This window comes from Marinobacter sp. es.042, from assembly GCF_900188315.1.
Classification (GTDB): domain Bacteria; phylum Pseudomonadota; class Gammaproteobacteria; order Pseudomonadales; family Oleiphilaceae; genus Marinobacter.
Map to the genome: position 1 here is coordinate 648,144 of NZ_LT897781.1, position 25,451 is coordinate 673,594.

Here is a 25,451-nt window from a genome sequence, read left to right on the forward strand (position 1 = left end):
TATGGCGCTGTTGAGTATTCCGGCCCAGAGCCGGATTTCCCGGATCCTCGCCAACCTTTTGCTGTTGGTGCTGGTGGTGTATCTGGCAAATACTCTCGCCCGGATGACCTGGTTATACGCCTGGGACGACCGGCCGGTGCCAGAGGCACCGGTCGCAGCCGGTGCAGGCAGTCTGTCAGGCGGTAGCCGTTTGACGACGTCCATGGCGGTTTACGATTTCTTCGGGCGGTCTGAGCGACCGGTCGAGGTGGCCGAAGCGGTTCGCCGCTCGGCTCCGGAAACCCGGCTTCGGCTCCGGCTGGAAGGGGTACTTGTCGCACAGCGCCCGGAGGACTCCGGTGCTATAGTTGCTGGGAGCAATGGAGAAACCGCATATTACCGGGTAGGGGAGATGCTACCCGGCAATGCTGAGCTGGCGGAAGTGGAACCCGGGCGTGTTCTGATTCGTCGGGGTGGGCGATACGAATCCCTGACTTTCGAGGAACAGTCGTCCGAACTGGTTGCAGAAGTGGCCGCCGAGCCGTCAGAATCAGGACCGGATGAGTTCCTGGCCAGTGCCCGCGAACAGATCGACAGCCAGGGCATTGCCGCACTGGCGCCTTTCGGGCTGAGCCCGGTGGATGACAGTGGCACGTCCGGGTATGTTTACGACGGCTCCAATGCCATGCTGAACGCCGTCAACCTGCAGGCCGGTGATGTGATAACCGCCATCAACGGTCAGCGACTGGGCGAGATCAGCCAGGATAAGGCCCTGCTTGAGAACTGGCGCGGCCAGGCCCAGCTGGAGATAGAAATCGAGCGTGACGGATCCATCCTCACCATCAGTTATGCCATACCCGAGCAGTGGCGCTGACCGGGTTCATCGAAACAGGACGAAATCGCCAGATGTATAACCACAAGATCAATGTTTTGCGGGCCATTGTCCTGCTTGTTCTCCTTCCCTTTATGTCCATGGCGCATGGGCAGGAAGCCGAGACATGGCGGCTGAACCTGAAAGATGCCGATATCCGGGCTTTCGTGACCCAGGTCGCCGACATTACCGGGTACAGTTTTGTGGTGGATCCCAGGGTGAAGGGCAAGGTAACGGTGCTCTCCAGCGCGCCCATGAACAAGGACGAAATTTACGATCTGTTCCTGGCGGTTCTGAATGTTCACGGTTTTACCGCCATCCCGGGCGCAGAAGTGATCAAGGTGGTGCAACAGGTTGATGCCAAACAGTCGGCGGAGATTCTGGAGCGCTTTCCCGAAACCCCCTCCGAGCAGCTGATCACGCGGGTTATCCAGATCGACAACGCCAACGCCCTGGAGCTGGTGCCGATTCTGCGTCCGCTGGTGGCGAAATACGGCCATCTGGCCGGGGTGGCCGCCGCCAACGCGCTGATCATCAGCGATCACTCGTCCAATATCCAGCGCATCGAACAGATTGTCCGGGAGCTGGATAGCCCGTCCAAATACGAAGTAGAAGTCATCCAGCTTCAGGAAGCCTGGGTGGGTGATATGGTGACCCTTCTGCAGGAACTGGCCCCGGATGAACTCGGCCGGGCTGGCGGCGACAATGCCGCCAGAAAATACAGTGTCACAGCAGATGAGCGCAGCAACCGCCTTATTCTGCGGGGCGATGAGACCTTCCGCGAAAAGATGCGCGGCCTGATTCGACAGCTGGACCAGCCCTCTGCCACCGGCGGCACCACCAAGGTCCTGAGGCTGAAACACGCCGACGCCAAAAACCTGACTGAGATCCTGAAAGGTGTGATGGGCGAGCTGGTAAAAGAAGGTACCGGTTCGGGGGGCGGCGGTGCCGCCAAACCGCAAAGCAGTTTTGCCGTGTTTGCGGACGAGGGGCTGAACGCGCTGGTGGTAAGGGGTGAGCCATCCCTGATGCAGGAAGCCGAACAGATTGTTGCGGCGCTGGATGTGCGTCGTGCCCAGGTGATGATTGAGGCGGCCATTGTTGAGATCAGTGACGAACTGGGCCAGGATCTGGGCGTCCAGGTTGCCGTGGGTGACGAGTCCGGAGAATCCACGCCGGTGGCCGGTACCAACTTCGGTAACGTGGGTCGCAGCCTGGGTGAGGTGCTCAGCGCGATTCTGACCGAATCCGCTATCACCCCCGCAACGGGTGGTATAACCATCGGCGCCGGCCAACGGAACGAAAATGGTGTGAGCTGGGGCATTCTCCTGCAGGCACTGTCCACGTCCGCCGCAGCGAACCTGTTGTCCACGCCGAGCATCATTACCCTGGATAACCAGGAGTCCGAGATTATCGTGGGTCAGAACGTGCCTTTCCGTACTGGCCAGTCCACCGTTACCGGCGATGGCACCACCAACCCATTCACCACCATTGAGCGTCGTGATATCGGTCTGACCCTCAAGGTTACCCCGACCATCAGTGCCGACGGCCTGGTGCGTCTGGTGGTGGAGCAGACCACAGAAAGCGTGGCAGACAGCATCGAGAACGCCTCGGATATCGTCACCAACAAGCGGGAAATCAAGACCACCGTACTGGCGGATGATGGCGAGACCATCGTGCTGGGCGGTTTGACCCGGGATGATTACCAGGTCAACAAGAGCAAGGTGCCCCTGCTGGGTGACATCCCGTTCGTTGGTCGCCTGTTCTCCTCCGAATCGGAGCGCCGGGTGAAGCGCAACCTGCTGGTGTTCCTGCGTCCCAAAATCATGCTGGGCAAGGAAGAAGCCGTTGCGGCTACTTCCGACAAGTTCAATCAGCTTTGGGACGTCAATCTGAACATCCGGGAGAAGCTGGGTATTCCCACCGAAGAGCAGCGTCCGACAGTGGACGCGCTGTTTGAAGACGGTAGCACCCGGGTCCAGTAAGCGCTCAGACAGCCAGTGGCGGCATCGGGCAATCCATCTGGTCCGCCACCAGCCGCATCAGTTCATATTCCCGGGTTTCCACTTTGCCGTCGCGGGTAATGCAGTGCCCACAGGCATCGATGATTGCCGGTTTCAGCAGCGGTGAAAGACCGTTCAACGCGGTCAACGCTTCCCGTAGCTGGCGCATGGTGACTTTTTCCAGAACCGGCTCCACTCCATCCTTCGCATTCATGAAGCCGGCCATGGCCTCCCGATAGAGCGTCTCGGCGTCAGATTGGGACTCAGACCCAGCCCTTGCCATCAAGCTCAGGAGCCTCTGGAGGGCCGGCATGACCGGTTTGTAGCTCTTATAGCGCACCGGTACCACTCTGGCTGCTTCGTCGCCCAGGTGGCGTGACAGGAAGCTTGTCAGAGCGAGTTCAAACAGGGTAACCCGGTTATCCGCCGCCACCAGTTTCTGGACATTGGTAATGAGCAACTCCCGCTCTTCCGGGTCCAATTTGCGAAGGGCAGGCATGGCCAGCTCCAGGGCAGGGAAACGGACGCCATCGCCGATGGTTTTCAGTGCTGGCAGCAGTTTCTCGAGTAGATCCGGCTGGCTGCCCAATACCGGGTGTGCCGGCAGCAGGCTCAGCCGTTCCGTTTGCTGTGGACGCGGCAGCTCGCTGATCAGCATGGCATAGCAGAGCTGCGCGGCCCCGGCCCGGGTGTACAGCAGGTTTCGGAAAGTGGCTGGAAGGCGTTCCAGAAAACGCAGGGCGAAATCTTCGCTTTGCCGGTTGATAGTGCCGACCTGATCTGAAAATTTCCGGGCCGGCTTTATGGTTTTTTCCGGGCTGGATGCAAGCGGTGAGGTTCTGCCACTCCTGCCGGTAACTGGCCCGAGTATGTCGGTTGCCGCGCCAGTAAACCCGGACGCGCCTGCTTCTGGTGCTGCAGAGCCTCCCCGATAGAGGTCGGCGCCTGTTTCGGTGTCCCTGAGCCGGCTTCGCAATCTGGCCAGCATGCCGGGCTGTATGGCATTGATTCGCTCATCTATGGGCGGGTGGGATGCCAGCAAAGAGGTGAACTTCATCCGCGCACTTTCGCCAAAACACATGTGATTCATGTCGCTGGCGTGGCTGGTTGTGTCCAGGTAACCGCCCTTCATGCCGATCTTGAACAGCGCTCCGGCAATGCCTTCGGGATTGCGGGTAAATTGCACGGAGGATGCGTCTGCCAGCATTTCGCGTTGCCTGGAGACCGCTGCCTGTATCAGCCGGCCAAAGAAAACGCCGACATAGCCAATCACAAAAAGGGCCAGACCAATGATGCCCATGGCCGCCTGGGCCCGACCGTCCCGTGATCGACCCACCCGGTGCCCGCGGTAGAAAGATGCGCGCAGCAGAAAGCCTCCAATCTGTCCGATCATCAGGATGCCGGCCAACAGGGCAATGAGCCGAACGTTCAGCCGCATGTCTCCGTTGAAAATATGGCTGAATTCGTGGGCGACTACCCCCTGGAGTTCGTCCCGCGACAATTGGGTAATAGCGCCGTGGGTGACGACCATAACGGCCTCACCGGGAGTGTAGCCGGCCACAAAAGCGTTGATGCCGGTTTCCTGATCCATCACATAGAGTTCGGGCACGGAGACACCACTGGCAATGGCCATTTCCTCAACGATGTTGCGCAGTTTGCGCTCGTCACTGTCGCGGGTATCGGGGTCAATGGGCCTGGCACCGACCATTTTGGCGACCCGGTCGCCACCTCCGGCCAGATCAACCCAGCGGAGCAGGGAACCCAGAACAATCAGGGAAACAACCGTAACGGCGGTCAGCAGGCCATGATTGGAGAGCAGCCAGTGGTGAAAGGCGAGGCCCGACGATTCGCTCCGGGTGACAAAGTACCCCACCAGGCAGACGGCGAGTGTGATAAACGCGACCGCCGTCAGGAAGAGAAAAACCAGCAGAGTGGTGTTGCGCCGGGCGTGGGCCTGGCGCTGAAAGAAACCGGGATGAGCCATGACTCAGGGCCTCAGAAGGCCACTTTCGGTGCCTGACGGGCTTCCGGTGATTCCAGTTCCAGTTGCGACGTTTCCTTGAACGCAAACATGCCGGCGATAACATTATTCGGGAACTGCTCCCGGAAAATGTTGTAGCTCATGACGCCGTCGTTATAGGCCTGGCGAGCAAAGGCGACCCGGTTCTCGGTGCTGGAGAGTTCTTCCATCAGTTGCTGAATGGTTTCGTTGGCTTTCAGCTCCGGATAGTTCTCGGCCACGGCGTAGAAATTTGCGAGGGCCTTGGTGAGCAGGTTTTCGGCGCTGCCCAGGCGTTGGATCTTGGTTCCGTCGCCAGGATCCTTGGCGGCGTCTTTTTGGGCGCTGACCGCATTGTTGCGGGCTTCCATCACCTGGGTGAGGGTGCTTTTTTCGTGGGTCAGATAGGCTTTTGCCGCTTCCACAAGATTAGGAATAAGGTCGTGCCGACGCTGCAGTTGAACATCAATCTGGGCAAACCCGTTTTTGAACTGGTTGCGCAGGGAAACCAGGCGGTTGTAGATAAAGACCAGATAGAAAACAACGACGGCGATAACGATCAGGCCGATAACAGTGGTTCCCATGGCAACTCCTAAGGTAGAGGTAGTGGTTCAGAGGTTATTTTCCACGATCTGCTCGTGAAAACCTTTAACGAAGGTCTCAAATTCACGCGGCGGCAATGGCTTGCTGAAGAAATAGCCCTGGGCGAGCTTGCAGCCACGCTGGCTCAGGTAATATTCCTGCTCTGCCGTTTCCACCCCTTCAGCGACCACTGACAGATTCAGACTCTTGCCAAGGTCGATGATGGTATTGGCGATTCGGGTATCTTCCTCATTGACCAGCAGATCGCGGATAAACTGTTTGTCGATCTTCAGATGCTGTACCGGCATCTGTTTGAGGTAGGTCAGGGACGAATAGCCGGTCCCGAAGTCGTCCACCGCGATGCTTATTCCCGCTTTGTTGAGCCTGTGGAGTTTGGCTACGGCGTCTGACAGGTTGGTCATGAAGCTGGTTTCTGTTACCTCCAGCTCCAGCCGACCGGCCGGTATCTTGTGTCGTCGCAGGGTATCGAGAATATCATCGACAATACTTTCCTGGCGCAGCTGAACGGCCGAGAGATTAACAGCAATACGAAGCGGCGATCCGTCCGAGGCCCAGCGAGCTGCCTGCCAGCAGGCCTGGTCCAGAACCCACTGGCCAATTTCCACGATAGAGCCGTTTGCTTCGGCCACCGGAATAAAGAAGTCGGGGGGAACCGTGCCACGAGTCGGGTGCTCCCAACGCAACAATGCCTCTGCCCCGATTACCCGTTTGCTCTCCAGATTAATCTGGGGCTGGTAAACCAGATGAAATTGGTGATAACCAAGAGCCTGGGACAAATCCTTTTCCAGTTGCTTCCGGTCCCGGATTTCCTGGTCAATGCTGGCGACATAGAACTGGAAGTGGTTGTGGCCGTTCTGCTTGGCCAGGGTCATGGTCTGTTCGGCACTCTGCAGCAGTCGGTCTGCCTGGCTGGTGTCGGAGGGGTAAAGAGCAACCCCGAGGGTGGCGCTGATTGAGATGTTCTGGTCTTCGACCAGCATGGGCTCATTGACACAGGCCAGGATTCGCTCGGCCGTGTCCGCAGCCTGGAACCCGTCTCTAAGTCCTTTCTGGACAACCACGAACTGGTCGCTGCCGAGGCGTGCAATGGTGAAGCGGGCATTGTCGAGTTTGTTGGTCAGGCGGTCGGCAACGGTTTGCAGAATAAGGTCCCCGGACCGGAAACCGCACTGCTCGTTCACCGACTTGAAATCGTCGATGCCGCAGACAATCAGCGACAGTTGGGCGTTGCGCCTGGCGGCATCCTCAATATCCCGCACCAGCAATTCCATGAAGGTATCCCGGCTGGGCAGGCCAGTGAGCTGGTCGTAACGTGAGAGACGGCTCACCCGGTCCTCCGCCTCGCGATGGCGTTTCTGGCTGTCGCCAATGGCGACCAGAAGGTTGTTCGTTGCGTTGACCCAGAGGCCAAGTTCGTCGCTCTGGTGGCCGGATGGCGTGGTGACCAGGCGGTCATCCGGGTGCGCAGGATCCACCTGCCTCACGGAATTGACAATTCTGAGGAGGGGGCGCGTCAGGAGCAGATGGAATACATAGAACAACACCATTCCGAGAATGAGAGCTGTGGCTATGCCGGAAGCGAAGGTGACAGCCGCCCTGTCTAACCAGGTGCGGGCCGCTGCTGCGGTGTCGTAGTGAACGTCAAGAAATCCGTAGACGTCTTCCGGATTACCCTCGCGGAAAAGCGGTTCCCGATAGAGCCGATCGGCGTCGAAAATCGGATCGGTGACCGGGCGGAAAGCGGTTTCCTGGAGTGGACGGCTGCGATCCCCCAGCGGGTCGCCGTCAGGGTGGACGATACGGGCCATATAGACGGCTTCCTTGGCAAAGAGGCCGTCCACGACTTGTTGCGCGAGTTCTCCGTCAATGCTGAACACTGACTGGGTGGCGGCGTCTTTCACCATCGCAATGGTTTGCTTGGCATCGCTATCCAGCCCTCTGGACACACGTTGGGCGTCCAGGATGACCTGTATGGCACTGACAACGACGCCACTGACAAGGGCCACCGCAAGAATCCACCGTAAGATTCGATAGCCCAGGCGATGTTCAACCTCGAAGGAGTTTTGCATTCAAGCCTGTCTTGTTCCGGTTTTTGCAGAGCCGCTGATCTGCAAGGTTCAGGGCAAAGGTGTCGCACTTTGGGTGATGCGCGTGGGGGCTCACCCTGATTGTTGTGTCCAAGTATGGTTCAGGATCGCGATATCTTCATGGAGTATCGGCGATTTTTCCAAAGATTTCAGAGTGTGGTTGTATCAAATTGTAATTGCTTGGGTATAGCAGACACAAAAACGCCCGCCGGAGGCGGGCGCTTTATCACAGTCGTTTTAGACTGTGTCTGAAAGCGAGGCCGGGATCAGGCCAGGTTTTCGTTTACGAAATCCCAGTTCACCAGGTTCCAGAAAGCTTCCAGGTAGTTCGGGCGGGAGTTGCGATAGTCAATGTAGTACGCGTGCTCCCATACGTCGACGGTCAGTACCGGCTTGTCGGCACCGGTCAACGGCGTTTCAGCATTGCTGGTATTCGCGATGGCAACGGTGCCGTCCGCTTTTTTCACCAGCCAGGTCCAGCCAGAACCGAAGTTGTTGGCTGCTTTGTCATTGAATTCTTTCTTGAAATCTTCGAAAGAACCGAACGCCTTCTCGATCGCTTCCTTGGCAGCACCGGTGGGTTCACCACCGCCGTTCGGGCTCAGGCAGTGCCAGTAGAAGGTGTGGTTCCAGACCTGTGCGGCGTTGTTGAACAGCGGGCCGCTGGCACTCTTGATAATGTCTTCCAGAGATTTGTTGGCGTTGTCCGTACCTTCGATCAAGCCATTTAGCTTGGTGACGTAGGTGTTGTGGTGCTTGCCGTAATGGTACTCGAGCGTTTCCTGAGAGATGTGCGGTTCCAGTGCGCTCTTTTCGTAGGGCAGTGCGGGAAGTTCAAATGCCATGAGGTCGTTCTCCCTGTCTCTCTGTTTATGTTGATGTTCGTTACCCCAATATAGGGTCGATTTGAGTCAGATCAACCCTTTGGTGTCAAAGAACTTTTAAACTCTGGGCTGCCCGGCAGGAACTGGGCGCAGTTCTTCACCCGCCAGACAAGCTCTTCGTAGCTGTCAGCCAGAACATTTACGTGGCCCAGCTTCCGACCCGGTCGTTCACCCTTGTTATAAAGATGAACATGGGCGTAGGGCAGTTCGAGGATCCGCTCGATGTCGCCGTGCTCTCCGATGATATTGATCATGCAGCTCAAACCACGTGGAGCAACATTGCCAAGAGGGTGCCCGCTTACCGCGCGAATGTGGTTCTCGAACTGGCTGGTCATCGCGCCTTCGATGGTCCAGTGCCCCGAGTTGTGAACCCTGGGCGCCATCTCGTTGGCGACCAGGCCATCGGTTGTCTCGAACAACTCAAGCGTTAATACGCCGACATAGTCCAATTCGTTCAGTAGTGCCTTGATGTACCGCTCCGCATCTTCCTGAACGTGCTTCTCGAGCTTCGGAGCAGGCGCGATGGAGTAGCGCAGTATCCCCTCGTGGTGGGTGTTCTCCGCCATCGGGTAGAACGCCAGCTCACCGTCTTCAGCGCGAACGGCGATAATCGACACTTCCCGGTGGAAGTCGACGAACTTCTCCACGATAAGGCGGGGGTGGCCGATGGAGGCCCAGGCCGCCTCGGCTTCCTCAGGCGATTTGAGTACGGCCTGGCCTTTGCCGTCGTATCCTTCGGTGTTGGACTTCGCTACCACCGGGCAGCCAAGTTCTTCGGCCGCGGCTTTCAACGAGGCGGCGCTATCGGCAATTTTCCATTCTGGCGTGGGGATGCCCAGCTCGCCGAACAGAGTCTTTTCCGCTTCCCGGTTCTGACACACCTGCAACGCCCGGGGGCAGGGGTGAACCGGTTTATGAGCAGCAATTTTCTCGGCCACGTCTACTGGCAGGTGTTCGAACTCATAGGTAACACGGTCAACCCTGGAGAGGAAATCATCCAGGTACTGGCCCTCGCGGTCGATGATGACTTCACCAAGGCCGGCACTGGGGCTGCCGGACATGTCATAGAAAACAAAGGTCTTGGCCAGTGGGTATCCGGCCAGTGCCAGCATTCTTCCCAGTTGGCCGGCGCCCAGTACACCAATTCTCATTCGAGTTCTCCTGCCTGTTACTGGTCCCGAGGATCAGGATTGTCCAGAATCGTTTCGGTCTGTGTGGCCCGGAACTGCTCAACCGCTTTGCGTACGCTGTCGTCCGAGGTGCCGATAATCTGTGCTGCCAGCAGGCCAGCGTTGGTTGCGCCGGCTTTACCAATAGCGAGGGTGCCAACAGCGATGCCGCCTGGCATCTGGACGATGGAGAGCAATGAATCCAGGCCATTCAGGGTTTTTGACTGAACAGGAACGCCGAGAACCGGCAGGGCGGTCTGTGAGGCAACCATGCCCGGCAGGTGCGCTGCGCCGCCGGCGCCCGCAATAATGACCTTCAAACCGCGGTCTGCGGCCGTTTTGGCGTAGTCAAAAAGCAGATCCGGTGTGCGATGGGCCGAGACGACTTTGGTTTCATAGGGCACGCCGAGTTTTTCGAGCATGGTGGCGGCGTGTTCCATGGTGGGCCAGTCGGATTTGGAGCCCATAATGAGTCCTACAAGCGGCTGCATATGCACCAGTCCTGTGATAATTGGAAAGCCGGCCATTGTATGTTTTGGCTACTTACCATGCAAACTTATGGCTTCGGAGTAGGGCAGGATGGAGGCTCTCTCCGGAAAACGCTACGAGCACATCCATGTGGGCTTGACTGAAGCCATCCCTGGCTTCAGACATTTCCGGAAAGAGCCTCCATCCTGCCCCCCGACTCTTTGCAAGAGCATGTATTGGCAAGGCGTCATTTTTACCTGCGCCTAAGTACAGGTATTATCGATTCCTATTGTTTTAACCGTCCATAGTCAGGAGCTGTAATGGAACCCATCCGTCCAGATGATGATGAGTTGAGGGCTGAACGACCGATTGGTAGTGCGGAGCCGAAAAAGGCAGCGGAAAGAAAGTCCAGGCCAGCGTCCGGAGGGAAAGGCGAATCGTCGACACCAACGAAGCCTCCCAAAGGTGGCAAGGGCGGTAACGGAAGTGGCGGCGGCAATGGTCGCGGTAGCTCGGCAATGCTGTGGCTGTTGTTGATTGTGCTGGCCGTTGCGGGCGGGGCTGGCTGGTACTCCCAGGAGCAGCGGGTTCAGGCGTTGGAAGGGCAGCTTGAGGAGGCGGATTACTGGGCGCGGCAGAGCAAGCTGGCGCTGGCGCGTTTTGAGGGGGAGCTTTCGGAAACAGGGGAGAACCTGCAGGAGCGGGGCGCTACTCTGGAGGAGCAGATCGCGGCGCACACGAAGCGTCTGGATACAGCAGACAGTGAGATCCGGAAACTCTGGGCCATTGCCAATGAACGCAACAAGAAGCGCCTGGATGACCAGCAGGAACGAATTGCCGCGCTGGAATCCGGCCTTGCGGAGGGCAAGCAGGCCATTGGTTCGCTTGAGGCGTCGGTTGAAAAGGTCCGGTCCTCGCTTTCCGCCGATATTGCAGCCCTGAAACAACAAACGGAGACGTCCATTGCAGCGCTGCAGGATGCCAACCGGCAGGCAACGGATCAGTTGACCAAATTGAGCCAGCAGCTGGCGGATGTGGATCAGGTGATCGAGAGCCGAATTCGGCGTTTTGAGCAGGAGCAGAAGCTGGGAATCAGCGGCATGGAGGGTCGGATCTCGGCCCTGGAGCGGGAGACCGATGAGCTGGCCGATGATGGCCGAGTTCAGGCGCTCCGTAATGAGGTGGCCAGTCTCAAGCGCACGGTTGAGTCTATCGATGCCTCGCGGTCACAACTGACCTCCCGTCTGGTTCGGCTGTCTGAAGAGGTGAATCAGTTACAGAGCCAGATCAGCGGGGAGTAATTGGCCAGTAGCGTGGTCCAGCAATCGGCATTTCGGGTTTTGTAACGGTTTGTAGCCATCCCTTGCGGTAGCTCTCATTTCTGTTTTTGTGCAGTTGTTAAGATCAGGCAACTCGCAATCAGGATGAAGAGTTACCAACAATGAAAACCCGAGTGCCTTCCGTTTTTCTTGTTCCCCGGCTTCTGGCAGCGATGTGGTTGTTGCTGGCGTTGCCGGGCTGTACGGTTTATCAGTCCATCGGCAAAAGCGTCGGGTCGTTCCTGCATCCGGTTTCCGGGCATGACTTCGTTCATATCGACAACGATAGCTGGGATCGTCGCAACGCGGTGCTGTACTTCTACAGGACACACTCCCAATGGGCGGCTGATGAAATTGAAGCGCCCAGTGTCTACATAGATGACACCCACTATTTCAACATCCGTAACGACAGCTTCACCTGGCTGGAGGTAAGCCCCGGAGAGCGCCACATTGCCATGCGCCGACCTTTGCTTGGTCTGGAGGGCATGAACTCCTTCAGTCTTAGCCTGATCGCCGATGCCACGCTGGACGTTGAGCCAGGCCAGATCTATTACCTGCGTTATAACGAGCTTTCGGAACCGGGCCAACGGCATCCGGACCTGGATCCGGATCATCCGCTGACTCAGGGCGACCTCCAGCTGGTGACGCGGGAATATGCCATGCAGGCAGAGGAAATTGTTTCCACCCGTTTTCTGAACAGTGATCTGTTGGCGCCAAACCACGCGGCTACCTCCATTGTGGAAGTGAACGAAGACCTGGATTACGAGAGGCAACTGGTGTTGCTCGAGGAGGAGCGTGAGCTCGAGATCGAGCGCCTGAAGCAGGAGGGCAAGTACGAATCTACGTCCTGGTTCTGGCCGTTCGGCGGTGGCCCAACCGTGCCTCTTGAAGCCGATCGCAAGATTAAGAAGCTGGAGCAGGAATACGCGGAGTTGGAGATGGAACGGGAGCGCAGAGAAGAAGCAGAATACGGGGGCGGCTGGTGGATTTTCTGAGTGCTGACTACACTGATGGCAGGTGAATGACTCGGGAAAATTTAAAAACAATGGCTCTCAAGGATTCTCTTAGACTCAGATTCGAGAAACTGGCGGATGATGTCGTTCCCCAGTTGTTGGATAGCTGGGGTGACCTTCAGAAACGATTGGACGATCTGAATTGCTCTCTCGCTAATCGAGCGGTTCCCGAAGACAGGCGCAGCCGTGTCAGCGAACTTTCGCTCCAGGAAAAAGCGCAGAAGGCCGGACAGGATCGGCCGGTGCCGCGGGCTGAAAAAGCGACGCGCAAGACCGCTGCAAGAAAGTAGGTTTGCTCAAAAACTGTACGCTTATGAATGGCTTGCAGGTTTTTTTATAAAATTCCGGGAAAATATTTGACACCGCCAGCCAAATGCTTAAAATGCGCCTCTCACTTGGTTGAGACAGCGCGGCTGCCAAGCAAGTGGGCGCCTTTGGAAGGCTTGAAAGTGGGTGGTTAGCTCAGCTGGGAGAGCATCGCCCTTACAAGGCGAGGGTCACTGGTTCGATCCCAGTACCACCCACCACTTTCAAATGCATCACCGGATCACCCCATCCGGTTTCAGGTTCGGGCCCGAGGGTCAGAATTGATGCGGAGCGGTAGTTCAGTTGGTTAGAATACCGGCCTGTCACGCCGGGGGTCGCGGGTTCGAGTCCCGTCCGCTCCGCCATTTTTACGCAGTATCCCCGGGTGGTTAGCTCAGCTGGGAGAGCATCGCCCTTACAAGGCGAGGGTCACTGGTTCGATCCCAGTACCACCCACCAAAATTCCGAAAAGGGCCGATCCGAAAGGATCGGCCCTTTTTTTATTTGCCAATCAGCGACTGGCCGCAGACTCTCACCACGTTGCCGTTCACTCCGCTGGACGCAGGACTGCAATACCAGGCGATGGCTTCCGCCACGTCAACGGGTTGCCCGCCTTGGGAAAGGCTGTTCATCCGGCGACCGGCCTCGCGGATGGTGACCGGCATGGCTGCGGTCATCTGGGTTTCGATAAAACCCGGGGCAACGGCGTTGATGGTTACGCCATTCTTCAGTTGCCGGGCCATGGCTTCCACGTAGCCGATCACGCCGCTCTTGGCAGTTGAGTAATTGGTTTGCCCGAAATTCCCGGCAATGCCGCTGATGGAGGAGATGCAGACGATGCGGCCGTTCTCTTTCATCAGTTCTCGCTTGGCCAACTCTTCGTCGATCAATTCCTCGGCGGTCAGGTTTACGGCAATTGTCATATCCCAGAAGTGCTCGGGCATATTGCCAAGGGTTTTGTCCCGGGTGATCCCTGCGTTGTGAATGACCAGGTCCACTCCGCCAAAATGTTCATCGATGAAGTCGGCGATGAGCCTTGGCGCCTTTTCGTCAGTAATATCGCAAGCCAGTGCCTTGCCGTTGATGGCAGATGTGACTCTTTGCAGATCCTCCATGGCAGGCGGAATATCAAGTCCGATAACCGTGGCGCCGTCTCTTGCAAGGGTTTCTGCAATAGCTGCGCCGATGCCGCGGGAGGCCCCGGTAACAAGGGCAACTTTTCCTGTCAGCGGAGCGACAGGATTGGTCGCAGGCGCCGAATCACTTTTGCCGATTCTGACCACCTGGCCAGACACGTAGGCAGAGCGTGCGGAGAGAAAGAACCGGACACTGGATTCCAGTTGCTGCTCGGCCCCCGGTGCCATCCATAGCAGGTTTGCGGTAGAACCTTTCTTTCCGATTTCCTTGCCGATGCTGCGAACAAAGCCTTCCAGGGCCTGTTGGGCAGCGGCCTGGGGCGCCTTTCTGCAAGTAGTGGGGTTTTGACCAATGACCAGTACCCGAGCGTTGCCGCCGAGTTTCTTGATGGTGGGGTGGAAAAAATCGTAAAGGGCCCGGAGGTCGTCGGGTCCTTTCAACCCGGTGGCGTCAAACACCAGGGCGGAAAATTTTTGATCGATTTCCGAATTAAGGTCCATGGGTCGGGCTTTGTTGCCGGCCTTGGACGAGTCTTTCAGTCGTTCATTCCCGCTGGCGTGGTGCAATGTGGCTGCACTGGCGCTGAGAGTGCTTCCGATTGCCGCGATGGCTTTGCCTCCGCCGGCTGCGCCTACAAGTACGTCGCCCTCGATAAACGGCTGATCGGTACGCTTGAGACGTTTCAGGGGCACGGGCGCTGGCAGGCCCAAGGATTGTGCGGCGGTTTTGCCAACCGGGGTGTTTACTATTCTAAGATAGAGGTCAGACATGGGGGCTTCCTTGTGTTTGCATTCGGGTTGCTGGATGCGAATCGTCCTACAGGGTAAAGAATCGGATAGTTTTTGGATTGACTCAATGCCTGTAGGGTGTTGTCAGGGGTGCCAATGAGGCGTTTCCGGTTGTCGCTAAACTGTCGACATTAACAACTCAACCTGGGTGCAGGGAACATTGGTGGAAGGCTTCCCAGAACACGCCCGTGAATACGTCCCTGTAGGGCTCGGTCGCGCCATCCTTGGCGCTCCACGGTTCTGGGAAGCCTTCCCCCAATGTTCCCCCTGACATCACGGTTACTTCAAAACGGATGAAATGATCATGGCAGAAGCATCGAAAACTTCACGTAAGAAAACCGCTACTTCGAAAAAGACCAGCGCCGCCCCTTCGGCGATTCGTCGCGTTGCGGTGTTGGGTGGTAACCGGATTCCGTTCGCGCGGTCGAATACGGTCTACAGCAAGATCAGTAACCAGGAGTTGCTGACGTCGGCGCTGCGAGGTCTGGTGGATCGTTATGGTCTGGAGGGCCAGCGGCTGGGTGAGGTGGCTGCCGGGGCGGTTATCAAGCATTCGCGGGACTTTAATCTGACCAGGGAGGCGGTCATGAGTTGTGGGCTGGCGCCGGAGACGCCGGCTTACGACATCCAGCAGGCCTGTGGCACGGGGCTGGAGGCGGCGATTCTGGTGGCCAACAAGATTGCCCTGGGTCAGATTGAATGTGGTATTGCCGGCGGAACCGACACCACGTCGGATGCACCGATTGGTGTGGGTGAGGGGCTTCGTGAGATTTTGCTGGATCTGAACCGGGCCAAGACCGCCGGGGATCGATTGAAAATTCTTGGGCGGTTTCGGCCCGGACATCTGAAGCCCGAGGTGCCTCAGAATGGCGAGCCTCGGACAGGAATGTCGATGGGCGAGCATGCACAGGTGACAGCGAAGGAGTGGGATATTGCCCGGGAAGATCAGGACAAGCTGGCCTGGGAGAGCCATCAGAAGCTGGCCAGGGCCTATGATGAGGGGTTCTTTAACGATTTGCTGACGCCGATGGCGGGGCTGGAGAAGGACAATATTCTGCGTTCGGATACCACGCTGGAGAAGCTGGCTACTCTCAAGCCGGTTTTTGATCGGGAAAACGGCACCATGACCGCGGCCAACAGCACCGCGTTGACGGACGGCGCCTCTTGCGTGTTGTTGGCCAGTGAGGAGTGGGCGAAGGCCAACAATCACGAGGTGAAAGCCTGGCTGACGTTTTCTGAAAATGCGGCGGTGGATTTTGTGGACAAGAAAGAGGGGCTGCTGATGGCACCTGCCTATGCAGTGCCCCGGATGCTGGAAAAAGCGGGACTGACCCTTCAGGATTTCGATTTTTACGAAATTCATGAGGCTTTCGCTTCACAGGTCCTGAGTACCTTGAAGGCCTGGGAGGATCCGACCTTCTGCAAGGAGCGCCTGGGCCTGGACAAACCTCTGGGCAGCATTGACCGCGACAAGCTCAATGTAAAAGGCAGCAGCCTGGCAACCGGTCACCCCTTTGCGGCCACCGGTGCCCGAATTGTTGCGACTCTGGCCAAGTTGCTGGAGGAGAAGGGCAGCGGTCGAGGCCTGATTTCTATCTGTGCCGCGGGCGGACAGGGGGTTACGGCGATTCTGGAGAGATGAGTTTTCGGAAATCCGGAACTTTCCTTTGACAGTATCGATCACACCCCTTATCATGCGCGCCACGTTGATCAGGGGTTCCCTGAGAAACAACCAGTTTGATGCGGGGTAGAGCAGTCTGGTAGCTCGTCGGGCTCATAACCCGGAGGTCGTTGGTTCGAATCCAGCCCCCGCTACCAATATGAAAAAGCCGGCCTAGAGCCGGCTTTTTTCGTTTCTACTCTCACGATTGTCAGGGGCTCTCGGGCCTGAGAAATCCTGCCAGCCCGGCGTCTTCCAGTAGTCCCGCAAACCCGATTGTGGTCAGGTCCATCCCCGGCGCACCAATCACCTGAACATTGAATGGCAGGCCTTCTTTCGTTCGTCCGATGGGGACGGAGGTGGCGGGTAGACCCAGCAGGGTGGCGAAGGCGATCCAGCAGAACTGGTCCATGTAAGCCCTTGGCTGACCGGCGACGGTAATCCGGCGTTTGAAGACCGGATGGCTGTGGTCATGCCGGATGGCGGTGGTGGGTGTCACCGGCGTCAGCAGAACGTCCACTTCCTGAAATAACGATTCGATCTCGGCCCGCATCTTCTCGCGCATTTCGCTCCAGGCCATCCACTGGTAGACCGGCTGATTCACACCTCGTCCGTATTCACCGATAAATGGCGTCATCGGCCCCAGAAATTTGAGCCAGGGTTCCAGCCGGGCAATCCATTTCATCTGTCGGCGCTGGGAGGGCTTCAGCGAGGTGCTTAGCAGGGCCCCCAGCAGATTGAAATAAGCGGGGAGAATGTGTTCGAGGCTCAGCAATGGATGGCGGGCCTCAGTGACCAGTGCGCCCCGTTCAGACAATGCGTTGCCCAGGTTCTGATAACCCTCGGTCAGCTCCTGCTCTATCGGGCACAAGGGATCTTCCAGCCATAGGCCGACCCGGGCCTGATCGAGACTGTTTAATTCCGAGGGGGCCATTGCCAGGGACCAGCTGCGCTCTTCAGCTGGCCGGGGGCCGGCAATGACGCTCATCAGGAGTTCCAGGTCCCCGGCACTGCGCGCCATCGGGCCGCCCTCGACCAGATCCGGTCGGGACTGGGTTCCAGGTGGCCCCGGGATGTGACCCCGAAATGACACCAGCGAGCGGGTTGGTTTGTGGCCGAACACGCCACAAAAGTGCGCGGGTGTGCGAATGGAGCCGGCCAGGTCGCTGCCCACTTCAAGGGGTGTCATGCCTGCAGCCAGGGCGGCCGCAGCACCACCTGAGGAGCCACCGGGAGTGTGCGCCAGATTGTGGGGGTTGTTGGTTACCCCGAACAGTTTGTTGTAGCTCTGGAGATCGGTGGCGTAGATGGGCACATTGGTCTTGCCCAGAATAATGGCTCCGGCGTCTTCCAACCGCTGCACGACATCGGCGTGGCGGTTGGGTTTGTGATCCTTCAGGGGAGGGGCACCCGCGGTACAGGTCATGCCCGCCACTTCCAAGGTGTCTTTCAGGGTAAGGGGCAGGCCTTGCAAGGGGCCCCTTGCCGAGCTGGCTGCACGTTCCTCATCAGCCCTCCGGGCGCTGGCGAGAGCCTTTTGCTCGTCCAGGGTCACGACGGCATTGATGGTCGGATTATGCTCGCGGATTCTCTCCAACAAGGCCGTGGTTAGTGCCTCGCTGGTCAGGGTGCCGGCGTCAAGTTGTTTCAAGAGGTCATGGGCCGACTGATAGTGCAGTGGCAATTGCGTTGCATCCATGGATGGTCTCATTGTTGTTGGTTTTAGAAGGCTCATCAGTCGGTCACGGAAGTTCCGCTCGCCAGTGTTTTACCCTCACTTGTCCCTTGACGGCGTCAATGATCTCAATGATCAGGTTAATGAGCGCCTCGTTCTGCGCTTCATCGGCCCTTACTTCACCGGGTGTCGGCAGGAACACGTTCACGATGTCTTCGATGAAGGCGTGGTTGGAGGCAGATGCCAGGTCTTCGAGAATCTGGTGAATAACGTGGGCAACGATGTCGCCGACGGCTTCTTCCAGGGTTTCCTGGATCGTTGGACCCACCACAGGAAGGTACTTCAGCCGTGACAGTTCCAGATTCTGTTTCAGGGCATTGTCCACCCTGTCTTCCAGATAGCTTCTGAGGGCCCCGCGATTGGGCACGTAGCCTTCCTGGGCTGCCTCTGCGACCCGCTTGGAGATCCAGTCGGAGAGCATGTCCCTGCGGGGGTAGAGGATGTCCTCCTGGATCTTGTCGAACAGCGGAGAGCCCCGTTTGATCTCCTGCTGCACGCCGCTGAGTACTTTCAGCACAATGCGGTCTGAAAGCTCCTCCATAAAGGCTTCGTAGTAGAAGTTCACGAAGCGGTAAATCCTGGTATTCGTGATATCAATGATTTTGTACTGGTGCAGGCGATAGATGATGGAAATCACCCGCAGGATACGAAGGAAACGCAGGCTTCCCACCGGGATACAGCCCACCAGGTCGTACCAGTGAATAAACGGGTAGAAGTACCAGCGGTCGTAGACTTTCGCCTTGATGGCGTAACCCCAGCGGACGAAGAACTCGGTCAGGAAGATGCTGACGAAGATCAGATCGTAAAAGATGAAGCGTTCATGGATGGGGTGGTAGGCCGACTGTATGGCCGGAGCATGCTCTTTCAGCAGATTCTGAACGGCTACAAAGTTATAGATCGAGTCCCAGATGATGAACGCCAGGTTGATGATCAGCAGGCCCAGCATCAGGAAATCAATGATGAACCAGACAAGCTGGTGGCTGGATTTCAGGTTTTCTCGATTTATCTTCAGCATTCGCCAGGGTCCGGTCTGTTGCTAAGTATCTGACAGGTTAGCTTATTTCAACGCCACAAACGACTCGCCCTTGAGCCGCTCAGGGCAGTCCGAAAGGCCAACCATGGATTAACTTGACCGTCTGCCATTAAACTCCCACGCTTGAACGGAAATCCTTCTTGTTACCACCAACACTGAAATAGCCGGATGCTATCAATCTACCAAGTCGTGAATTCGGGCCGGGTCCGGCTTTTGATCTTGTTGTTCTGCTGGCTGCCGTCGTGGGTTTGCGCGCAACAGGTCGTCGTGAACATGGAGGGAGACTACCCGGATCTGAAATCAAATGCCCAGGCGTTTATCGGGGAGGTTGAAGGCCGCAGTGCCAGTAATCTCAGGCGTTATGCCCCCACGGCCGTTGGTCAGGCCGAGGAGGCATTGCGGGCGCTCGGGTATTACAGCCCGATGATTGAGTGGCGTATTGAAGAGGGTGATTCCGACACAACGGCAACGCTTGTTCTGTCCATTACACCGGGAGAGCCGGTGCGCGTTACGTCCCGGACTGTGGAAATCAGAGGACCGGCTGCTTCGGATGAACGGTTTACTGCCGATCTCCCCGAGCACCCGGCCGAAGGAGACATTCTCAATCATGGGGAATACGCCAGCCTGCGGGATACCATCCAGACCCGTGCCCGGCGGCGTGGCTATTTTGACGGCAAATTTGTTACCCGCACGCTGGAAGTGGATCCGGCAACCCGAAGCGCTGCGGTCACGCTTATCTATGAAAGCGGCGAAAGGTACCGACTGGGAGAGGTAACCTTTGAAGAGGGGCACTGGTTCGAGATCGGTCTACTGGAACAGTTCGTTTCTTTCGAGCCAGGAATACCCTTCCATGCTGATGAAGTAGCAAGGCTCAACCGGGACCTCCTCAACAGCGGCTATTTCAGCAGTGTTGATATCGATGCCTCACCGGGTAGTGCCGAGGACGGGGTGATTCCGGTCCGCGTTGATCTCACCCGGCGCGACGCCCGCTCCGTGGCGGCGGGCGTGGGATTTTCGACCGATGTCGGACCCAGGTTCCGTGGAAACTGGCGGGAACACTGGATCAATCCCATGGGGCACAAGCGGGGCGCCGAGACAGAACTCTCGGTACCCAGGCAGAACCTGAGTACCTGGTACGAGCTGCCCCTGGATCCGCCCATGACCGACCTGATCCGCCTGAGCGCCGGTTACCAGCGCGAGGACATCGAGAATGTGGAATCGGAACTTCTGAGCCTGGGGCAGCAGTGGCAGCATCAGCTGGATAACGGCTGGCTGCAGATATTGTCGCTGCGTTGGGAAGGTGAGCGTTTTAACATCGGCAATGACGAGAAAGGCACAAGCACACTCCTGCTGCCCGGTGCGGGATACTCGAAAATACACACGGACTCGCCACTGGACCCATCCCGGGGCTATCGCCTGCAGTTCGATGTCACCGGTTCGCATCGGGCGGCGCTGTCCGATGTGGATATCCTTCATGTAAACGCACTGGTCAAGGGGCTGTTTACGCTGGCGGACAAGCACCGGTTTCTGGGTCGTCTGCAGGCGGGGGCTGTGGCAACCAACCGGTTTGAAGATGTGCCTCCATCCCTGCGTTTCTTCGCTGGCGGTGACCAGAGTGTGCGAGGGTATGGCTATGAAACCCTGTCGCCAGAGAATGATAACGGCGTGCCGGTGGGCGGACGCTTCCTGATGGTTGGCAGTGCCGAGTATCAGTATCAGTTTGCGGACAAATGGCGTGCCGCCATGTTCGTCGACCACGGCAATGCAATCAACAATCCGAGCGACCCGCTGGCGACCGGCGCTGGTGTCGGCATACGCTGGATCAGCCCGGTCGGGCCATTGAGGCTGGACATCGCCAAAGGGTTGGATCGTGAATTTGGCGGGGATTGGCGCATTCACTTTTCCATGGGGCCTGAGCTGTGACGAGGACGCCGGAAACATCAGACGACAGGACGCACAAGCCATCGGCACGCTCGCGCAGCCTCCGGTTTTGGCTGTTGTTAGGGCTGGCGGTATTGATTCTCGTGCCTGTCCTTGTGGTGGCCGCTGTTTTGCTGGCCCTGCGCTCTGAGACGGGAACCGCCTGGGTTATAGAACAGGTGCCAGGGCTTCAGGTGGAAAATGACCGGGGATCTCTGTTTGGTCGGTGGCAAGCCGACCACCTGAAATGGCGTGGTTACGGGGTCGAAGTGGTCGTTGAGTTGCCACTCGTGGACTGGTCCCCTTCCTGTCTGTTCCGAAAACAGCTCTGTATAGAGAATCTGGAAGCAGAGACGCTCGAAGTCTCGCAATTGCCTCCGGCGGACAAAGCCGAAGGCGGGAGCCCCATTACACTGCCGGGCGTGGACCTGCCGCTGGCGCTGAATATCAGTGGCGTCCGGCTCGGGCCTTTTACCTTCAACGGCAACAAAGTCTGGGACCGGTTTGAGCTGGACGCCGGAGGGTCGGGCGCCGCCTGGAACATAAAGCGCGCCTGGTATCAGCTGGGTGAGTACACGGTGTCCGCCGCTGGCCGGATAGAAACCCGCCGGGACTGGCCTGTCAATCTGGAAGTCAAAGCGGACATCCCGCCGCCTTATGGAGACGAGTGGCTTCTCGACGCCCGGCTCTCCGGCAGCGTTCGGGACCTGATGGTCGCTGCATCCAGCCGTGGCTACCTGGATGCTGAACTCTCGGGAGAAGTCGAGCCGCTCGATCCGGCCCTGCCGGCACAGTTGAGGCTAACCTCGGATCAGTTCCGCGCAGCGCAGGCGCTGCCGGAGACCCTTGTGCTCAATGATTGGTCTGTGGACGCCAGGGGTAGCCTTCAGCAGGGTTTTCGCACCCGGGGGCAGGCTACGCTTCCGGGCACGACAGGCCCGGTACGGCTGACGCTGGAGGGCCTGGCGACGACTCGCGCGGCCGAGAGCATCCGGATCGAGTTGGCCGCGGACCGGGAGAATGGTGCAGGGCAAGACACTGTGGTGGCCAATGGCAATGTCTCCTGGAGCGAGGGCCTCGAAGCCAGTGCCGACATCCGTTTGCGCGGATTTCCCTGGTATACGCTGATCCCGGGCTTTGAGCCGCCAGTGGTAACCCTTCGTTCCCTGGATGGCACCGTGTCCTGGCGTGAGGGGAACTACCATGCAGAGCTTCAGGCCGGTGTCGAGGGTCCTCAGGGCAGCGCTGAACTGACCACCACGGTGGATGGCGATGCCGAGCAGACCACACTGACCAACCTGGCCGTCAGCACAGGCGCCGGGTCTCTTACCGGCAACGGCTCGGTGAACTTTTCCGGGCCGCTTTCCTGGCAGGCGGCCTTGCGCCTGAAAGACTTCAATCCCGGTTATTGGGTACCTGTACTGGAAGCCAGTCTCAGCGGTGATGTGACGACCGAGGGACAACTCGGGGATGGACCGGTACCTGCCATGAATGCCGGATGGGATCTTGAGGGCGACTGGCGTTCCAATCCCGCGTCTCTGCAGGGACGGCTAGATACCTCATCAGGCAGTTGGGAACTATCCGACCTGCAGTTGTTGGTGGGTGACAACCGTATTGAGGGTAGCGGTACCTGGGGCGACGTTCTGCGTGGTGATCTGGCTCTGAACCTGCCCGCGCCGGAAATTGTCCTGCCTGGCCTGACGGGGAATCTGCAAGCCACTCTGACGGCGGAGGGAACACCAGAGCGCCCGAAAGGCGAGCTGAGTGCAAGTGGCAAAAACCTGGGCTGGCAGGATGAGCTCGCCATTGAAACCCTCAGTCTTGAGGCCGATCTGCAGGACGGCATGCGTCTTGTCAGCCGTTTGCAGGCGGAAAATCTCAACGGGTTCGGGCAAGAGCTTGAAACGCTCACTCTGGAAGCCAATGGCACCCAGGGAAAGCACACCGTGAGCATCGGAGCACGTCATGCCGAGGCTGACCTTGAGCTGGGTTTCGCAGGAGGGGCCGGCGCTGACTGGAGAACCTGGCAGGGAGAGCTGTCCCGGGGCGTGATTGACCTTCCGGAACAGTCCCAACAATGGCGGCTGCAGGCCCCGGCGACCCTGGCATACAAAACCGATGGTGAGCTCACATTTGGCAATCATTGCTGGCGCTGGGAGGAGAGTACGGTTTGTGCCGAGGACCAGACACTGCTTCCGGTTCCCCGCATTGCCTATCGTATCGACCGCTTCCCAACCGGGGCCCTCGCTCCCTTGCTGCCAGAGACATTACGTTGGGACGGTTGGATCAACGGAGAGGTTGATTTCACCACCACCGGCGACGGTCCGGACGGACGCCTTTTCCTGGACGCCGGTGAAGGACAATTCCAGTTGCTGGTGGACGGCGAGTGGGAGTCGCTCGCCTACAATACCGTGACAAGCGAGGTCGCCCTGAAGCCGAAACAGGCCGACCTTGCAGTCCGTCTTTCCGGACCGGAGCTTGGCGATTTCACGCTGGACATGAACCTGGATCCGAACTCGGACGACCGCAACGTTGAGGGTTCCTTCAGTCTCGAGGGTCTGGATATTGCCCTTGCAGGACTGCTTTCCGGGCTGGACGAAGTTGCCGGTCGGGTGAACGGCCAGGGCCAGCTCTCCGGCCCGCTGATGAAGCCGGCGGTGACCGGCGAACTGCACCTGGTGAATGGACGGGTTTCCGATCCCCGCTTGCCGGTACCGATCGAGGAGGTGATCGCCAGCGTTCAGTTTGGCGGTTACTCGGCCGAGATCAGTGGCAGGATCCGGAGCAATGCGCGAAGCCAGACCATTGTGGATGGGGAAATCGACTGGCAACAGTCTCCCCGGGGGGAAATCACGATTTCCGGCAGCCGTGTGCCATTCAACCTGGAGCCTTATGCGCAGCTTGAGGTGGAGCCGGATCTGACCATCGTTTTCAGTGAGGGGGCCCTGGAGGTATCCGGACAGGTCGGAGTGCCAAGAGGCGACATCGAGATACAGGGTTTGCCGGACCAGGCCGTGTCGGTCTCGGAGGATGAGGTCATTGTCGGCGTGGAACGGGAAGAGCCCGTTGTCCGATCGCTGAATATGGATGTGACCGTGGTTGTTGGAGAAGATCAGGTGACTTTTGCCGCCTTCGGCGTGACCGGTGATCTGGAGGGATCTCTTCGCATTGGCAATGACATGGATACCCGTGGCACGCTCCAACTGGTCAATGGCCAGTATGAAGCCTATGGTCAGGAGCTCAAGCTCAGGCGGGCAAGACTGTTGTTCGTGGGCAACCTTACCCAACCCTATCTAGACATCGAGGCCGTCCGCACCGTGGATACCGTCGTGGCCGGTATTCGTCTGACCGGCCCTGTGCAGTCGCCCCAGACGGAAGTATTCTCCAACCCCGACATGCCTCAGACGGAGGCGCTTTCCTATGTCATTCTTGGCCGGGCGCCCCAGAGCCGGGGTGATGAGGGCCAGATGAGCCGGGCGGCGCTGTCCCTGGGACTGACCCAGGCCAACAAGGTGACGGGGCAAATTGGCGAAGAGTTCGGTATTCGCCAGCTCACCCTGGAAGCGGAGGGTTCCGGCGATCAGACCTCGGTGGTGGCGAGCGGGTATCTGACGGATGAGCTGAGTGTCCGCTACGGTGTCGGCATCTTCGAGCCGATCACGACGGTCGCTCTGCGCTACGATCTGGGCCGCTACTTCTATCTGGAGGCTGCCAGCGGGCTGGCGGCCTCCCTGGATATCTTCTACACCCGGGATTTCTGAGTTCAGTCCAGCTCGAAGGTGGCGCTCACTGAGGCCCGGATTTCCCGCTCACCCACGCTCGAGACCGTATCCGACATGGATTTGGCCTCCGCCATCATCATTGGTACCGGGCGGTGCCCGCCATTGATGTTGATGGTGACCACATCACCACAGCTTTGGTCGAGCTGACTGGCCACGAATCGGCAGCGGGCCTGGGCGTCTGCGATGGCTCTGGCCAGTGCTTCCTGTTCCATACCGGTCTCATCCGAGTGGAAGAACTGGTGAGGGCCGAGGTGGTAATCCAGGCCCACAGCCTGGGCCTGCTGGAGCAGGGGATTGAGCAGAGTAAGATCGCTGATGCTGAAGCTGACGGTCTGGGAGGCGACGGCCTGCTTGCGGGGCTGCTCCTCCCTTTCCGATGTGGGCAACGTTCGGGTGTAAAGGTTTACCGACGCGTCTGAGTAATCATTGAGCTGATCCTGGTACTCGGTAATACCCTCGCGCCACTGCGCCATCAGGGCCGCTACCCGTTCGGTGGCCTTCTGGGGAAGCTCGTGCTCGGCACTGGCTGTGAACTGGAGTCTGGCGCTGTCGGGCTCGTATCGGACACTGCCCTCGCCAGTGAGCGTAACTTCACCTGCCATTGTCAGAGCAGGTACGGTGAGCGCGAGAGGGAGAATAAAACCGGACTTCAGGTTTAAACGGAGCTTTCGGTTCCGTCCGTTCATGGTAGTGCC

18 protein-coding genes and 4 tRNA genes are annotated in these 25,451 nt (G+C 58.3%); 12 read left to right on the forward strand and 10 right to left on the reverse strand.

Annotation, left to right across the window (positions count from 1 at the left end; all coding sequences use genetic code 11):
• Nucleotide 1: 1 nt before the first annotated feature.
• Entirely contained in the window at nt 2-853 is an 852-nt protein-coding gene (locus CFB02_RS03170; protein WP_088556852.1) for a type II secretion system protein N, read from the forward strand.
• A gap of 32 nt (nt 854-885) precedes the next feature.
• Nucleotides 886-2,835: a type II secretion system secretin GspD gene (gspD, locus tag CFB02_RS03175; RefSeq protein ID WP_088559146.1), complete on the forward strand. Its 1,950-nt coding sequence runs from the start codon at nt 886-888 to the stop codon at nt 2,833-2,835.
• A gap of 4 nt (nt 2,836-2,839) precedes the next feature.
• Here gspD and CFB02_RS03180 read toward each other — a convergent pair whose 3' ends face one another.
• The 6 genes from CFB02_RS03180 to purE all read right to left on the reverse strand — a co-directional run bounded on the left by CFB02_RS03180 (nt 2,840) and on the right by purE (nt 10,086).
• Nucleotides 2,840-4,837, reverse strand: a complete 1,998-nt coding sequence (locus tag CFB02_RS03180) for a M48 family metallopeptidase (protein WP_088556853.1) — start codon at nt 4,835-4,837, stop codon at nt 2,840-2,842.
• An 11-nt stretch (nt 4,838-4,848) separates the two neighbouring features.
• The gene (locus CFB02_RS03185) at nt 4,849-5,436 is read right to left on the reverse strand and encodes a LemA family protein (protein WP_014577658.1); all 588 of its coding nucleotides are present in this window, start codon (nt 5,434-5,436) and stop codon (nt 4,849-4,851) included.
• Nucleotides 5,437-5,463: 27 nt separating this feature from the next.
• The gene (locus CFB02_RS03190; protein ID WP_088556854.1) at nt 5,464-7,524 is read right to left on the reverse strand and encodes a putative bifunctional diguanylate cyclase/phosphodiesterase; all 2,061 of its coding nucleotides are present in this window, start codon (nt 7,522-7,524) and stop codon (nt 5,464-5,466) included.
• 284 nt (nt 7,525-7,808) lie between these two features.
• Nucleotides 7,809-8,387 (reverse strand): superoxide dismutase [Fe], encoded by a 579-nt coding sequence (sodB, locus tag CFB02_RS03195; protein ID WP_088556855.1) that lies wholly within the window; start codon nt 8,385-8,387, stop codon nt 7,809-7,811.
• A 71-nt stretch (nt 8,388-8,458) separates the two neighbouring features.
• Nucleotides 8,459-9,577, reverse strand: coding sequence for a 5-(carboxyamino)imidazole ribonucleotide synthase (locus CFB02_RS03200; protein WP_088556856.1), 1,119 nt, complete (start codon nt 9,575-9,577; stop codon nt 8,459-8,461).
• Between the two features lie 17 nt (nt 9,578-9,594).
• Nucleotides 9,595-10,086, reverse strand: coding sequence for a 5-(carboxyamino)imidazole ribonucleotide mutase (gene purE, locus CFB02_RS03205; protein ID WP_008171382.1), 492 nt, complete (start codon nt 10,084-10,086; stop codon nt 9,595-9,597).
• A 297-nt stretch (nt 10,087-10,383) separates the two neighbouring features.
• Here purE and CFB02_RS03210 point away from each other — a divergent pair, with 297 nt between their 5' ends.
• The 6 genes from CFB02_RS03210 to CFB02_RS03235 all read left to right on the forward strand — a co-directional run bounded on the left by CFB02_RS03210 (nt 10,384) and on the right by CFB02_RS03235 (nt 13,160).
• The gene (locus CFB02_RS03210) at nt 10,384-11,364 is read left to right on the forward strand and encodes a hypothetical protein (protein ID WP_088556857.1); all 981 of its coding nucleotides are present in this window, start codon (nt 10,384-10,386) and stop codon (nt 11,362-11,364) included.
• Nucleotides 11,365-11,504: 140 nt separating this feature from the next.
• Nucleotides 11,505-12,377: a DUF2846 domain-containing protein gene (locus tag CFB02_RS03215; RefSeq protein WP_088556858.1), complete on the forward strand. Its 873-nt coding sequence runs from the start codon at nt 11,505-11,507 to the stop codon at nt 12,375-12,377.
• Between the two features lie 50 nt (nt 12,378-12,427).
• On the forward strand, nt 12,428-12,685 hold the full coding sequence (locus CFB02_RS03220) for a hypothetical protein (protein WP_041645336.1): 258 nt from the start codon (nt 12,428-12,430) through the stop codon (nt 12,683-12,685).
• Between the two features lie 161 nt (nt 12,686-12,846).
• A tRNA-Val gene (locus CFB02_RS03225) sits at nt 12,847-12,922 on the forward strand.
• Between the two features lie 67 nt (nt 12,923-12,989).
• Nucleotides 12,990-13,066, forward strand: a tRNA-Asp gene (locus tag CFB02_RS03230).
• Nucleotides 13,067-13,084: 18 nt separating this feature from the next.
• Nucleotides 13,085-13,160, forward strand: a tRNA-Val gene (locus CFB02_RS03235).
• A gap of 41 nt (nt 13,161-13,201) precedes the next feature.
• On the opposite strand, the gene CFB02_RS03240 is transcribed toward CFB02_RS03235, so the two are convergent.
• The gene (locus CFB02_RS03240; RefSeq protein WP_088556860.1) at nt 13,202-14,608 is read right to left on the reverse strand and encodes a 3-oxoacyl-ACP reductase; all 1,407 of its coding nucleotides are present in this window, start codon (nt 14,606-14,608) and stop codon (nt 13,202-13,204) included.
• A 322-nt stretch (nt 14,609-14,930) separates the two neighbouring features.
• Between CFB02_RS03240 and CFB02_RS03245 the strand changes: the two genes are divergently transcribed.
• A complete protein-coding gene (locus tag CFB02_RS03245; protein WP_088559147.1) occupies nt 14,931-16,268 on the forward strand; it encodes an acetyl-CoA C-acetyltransferase in 1,338 nt (445 codons plus the stop codon).
• A 99-nt stretch (nt 16,269-16,367) separates the two neighbouring features.
• Nucleotides 16,368-16,444, forward strand: a tRNA-Met gene (locus CFB02_RS03250).
• A gap of 53 nt (nt 16,445-16,497) precedes the next feature.
• Here the strand turns inward: CFB02_RS03250 and CFB02_RS03255 are convergent.
• Together CFB02_RS03255 and CFB02_RS03260 are read right to left on the reverse strand one after the other, a co-directional pair.
• Nucleotides 16,498-17,985, reverse strand: a complete 1,488-nt coding sequence (locus CFB02_RS03255) for an amidase family protein (protein ID WP_088556861.1) — start codon at nt 17,983-17,985, stop codon at nt 16,498-16,500.
• A 43-nt stretch (nt 17,986-18,028) separates the two neighbouring features.
• Entirely contained in the window at nt 18,029-19,036 is a 1,008-nt protein-coding gene (locus CFB02_RS03260) for a hypothetical protein (RefSeq protein WP_088556862.1), read from the reverse strand.
• 291 nt (nt 19,037-19,327) lie between these two features.
• Here CFB02_RS03260 and CFB02_RS03265 point away from each other — a divergent pair, with 291 nt between their 5' ends.
• Both CFB02_RS03265 and CFB02_RS03270 read left to right on the forward strand, forming a co-directional pair.
• On the forward strand, nt 19,328-20,977 hold the full coding sequence (locus tag CFB02_RS03265) for an autotransporter assembly complex protein TamA (protein ID WP_088559148.1): 1,650 nt from the start codon (nt 19,328-19,330) through the stop codon (nt 20,975-20,977).
• A gap of 74 nt (nt 20,978-21,051) precedes the next feature.
• Entirely contained in the window at nt 21,052-24,735 is a 3,684-nt protein-coding gene (locus CFB02_RS03270; protein WP_088556863.1) for a translocation/assembly module TamB domain-containing protein, read from the forward strand.
• Between the two features lie 2 nt (nt 24,736-24,737).
• Here CFB02_RS03270 and CFB02_RS03275 read toward each other — a convergent pair whose 3' ends face one another.
• A complete protein-coding gene (locus CFB02_RS03275; RefSeq protein ID WP_088556864.1) occupies nt 24,738-25,442 on the reverse strand; it encodes an SIMPL domain-containing protein in 705 nt (234 codons plus the stop codon).
• Between the last annotated feature and the right edge of the window lie 9 nt (nt 25,443-25,451).

What these genes read in the sequence shown, in the direction of transcription:
- CFB02_RS03170 (WP_088556852.1), top strand. Translation starts at nt 2, where the DNA reads ATGGCGCTGTTGAGTATTCCGGCCCAGAGCCGGATTTCCCGGATCCTC.
- gspD (WP_088559146.1), top strand. Translation starts at nt 886, where the DNA reads ATGTATAACCACAAGATCAATGTTTTGCGGGCCATTGTCCTGCTTGTT.
- CFB02_RS03180 (WP_088556853.1), bottom strand. Translation starts at nt 4,837, where the DNA reads ATGGCTCATCCCGGTTTCTTTCAGCGCCAGGCCCACGCCCGGCGCAAC.
- CFB02_RS03185 (WP_014577658.1), bottom strand. Translation starts at nt 5,436, where the DNA reads ATGGGAACCACTGTTATCGGCCTGATCGTTATCGCCGTCGTTGTTTTC.
- CFB02_RS03190 (WP_088556854.1), bottom strand. Translation starts at nt 7,524, where the DNA reads ATGCAAAACTCCTTCGAGGTTGAACATCGCCTGGGCTATCGAATCTTA.
- sodB (WP_088556855.1), bottom strand. Translation starts at nt 8,387, where the DNA reads ATGGCATTTGAACTTCCCGCACTGCCCTACGAAAAGAGCGCACTGGAA.
- CFB02_RS03200 (WP_088556856.1), bottom strand. Translation starts at nt 9,577, where the DNA reads ATGAGAATTGGTGTACTGGGCGCCGGCCAACTGGGAAGAATGCTGGCA.
- purE (WP_008171382.1), bottom strand. Translation starts at nt 10,086, where the DNA reads ATGCAGCCGCTTGTAGGACTCATTATGGGCTCCAAATCCGACTGGCCC.
- CFB02_RS03210 (WP_088556857.1), top strand. Translation starts at nt 10,384, where the DNA reads ATGGAACCCATCCGTCCAGATGATGATGAGTTGAGGGCTGAACGACCG.
- CFB02_RS03215 (WP_088556858.1), top strand. Translation starts at nt 11,505, where the DNA reads ATGAAAACCCGAGTGCCTTCCGTTTTTCTTGTTCCCCGGCTTCTGGCA.
- CFB02_RS03220 (WP_041645336.1), top strand. Translation starts at nt 12,428, where the DNA reads ATGGCTCTCAAGGATTCTCTTAGACTCAGATTCGAGAAACTGGCGGAT.
- CFB02_RS03240 (WP_088556860.1), bottom strand. Translation starts at nt 14,608, where the DNA reads ATGTCTGACCTCTATCTTAGAATAGTAAACACCCCGGTTGGCAAAACC.
- CFB02_RS03245 (WP_088559147.1), top strand. Translation starts at nt 14,931, where the DNA reads ATGGCAGAAGCATCGAAAACTTCACGTAAGAAAACCGCTACTTCGAAA.
- CFB02_RS03255 (WP_088556861.1), bottom strand. Translation starts at nt 17,985, where the DNA reads ATGGATGCAACGCAATTGCCACTGCACTATCAGTCGGCCCATGACCTC.
- CFB02_RS03260 (WP_088556862.1), bottom strand. Translation starts at nt 19,036, where the DNA reads ATGCTGAAGATAAATCGAGAAAACCTGAAATCCAGCCACCAGCTTGTC.
- CFB02_RS03265 (WP_088559148.1), top strand. Translation starts at nt 19,328, where the DNA reads ATGGAGGGAGACTACCCGGATCTGAAATCAAATGCCCAGGCGTTTATC.
- CFB02_RS03275 (WP_088556864.1), bottom strand. Translation starts at nt 25,442, where the DNA reads ATGAACGGACGGAACCGAAAGCTCCGTTTAAACCTGAAGTCCGGTTTT.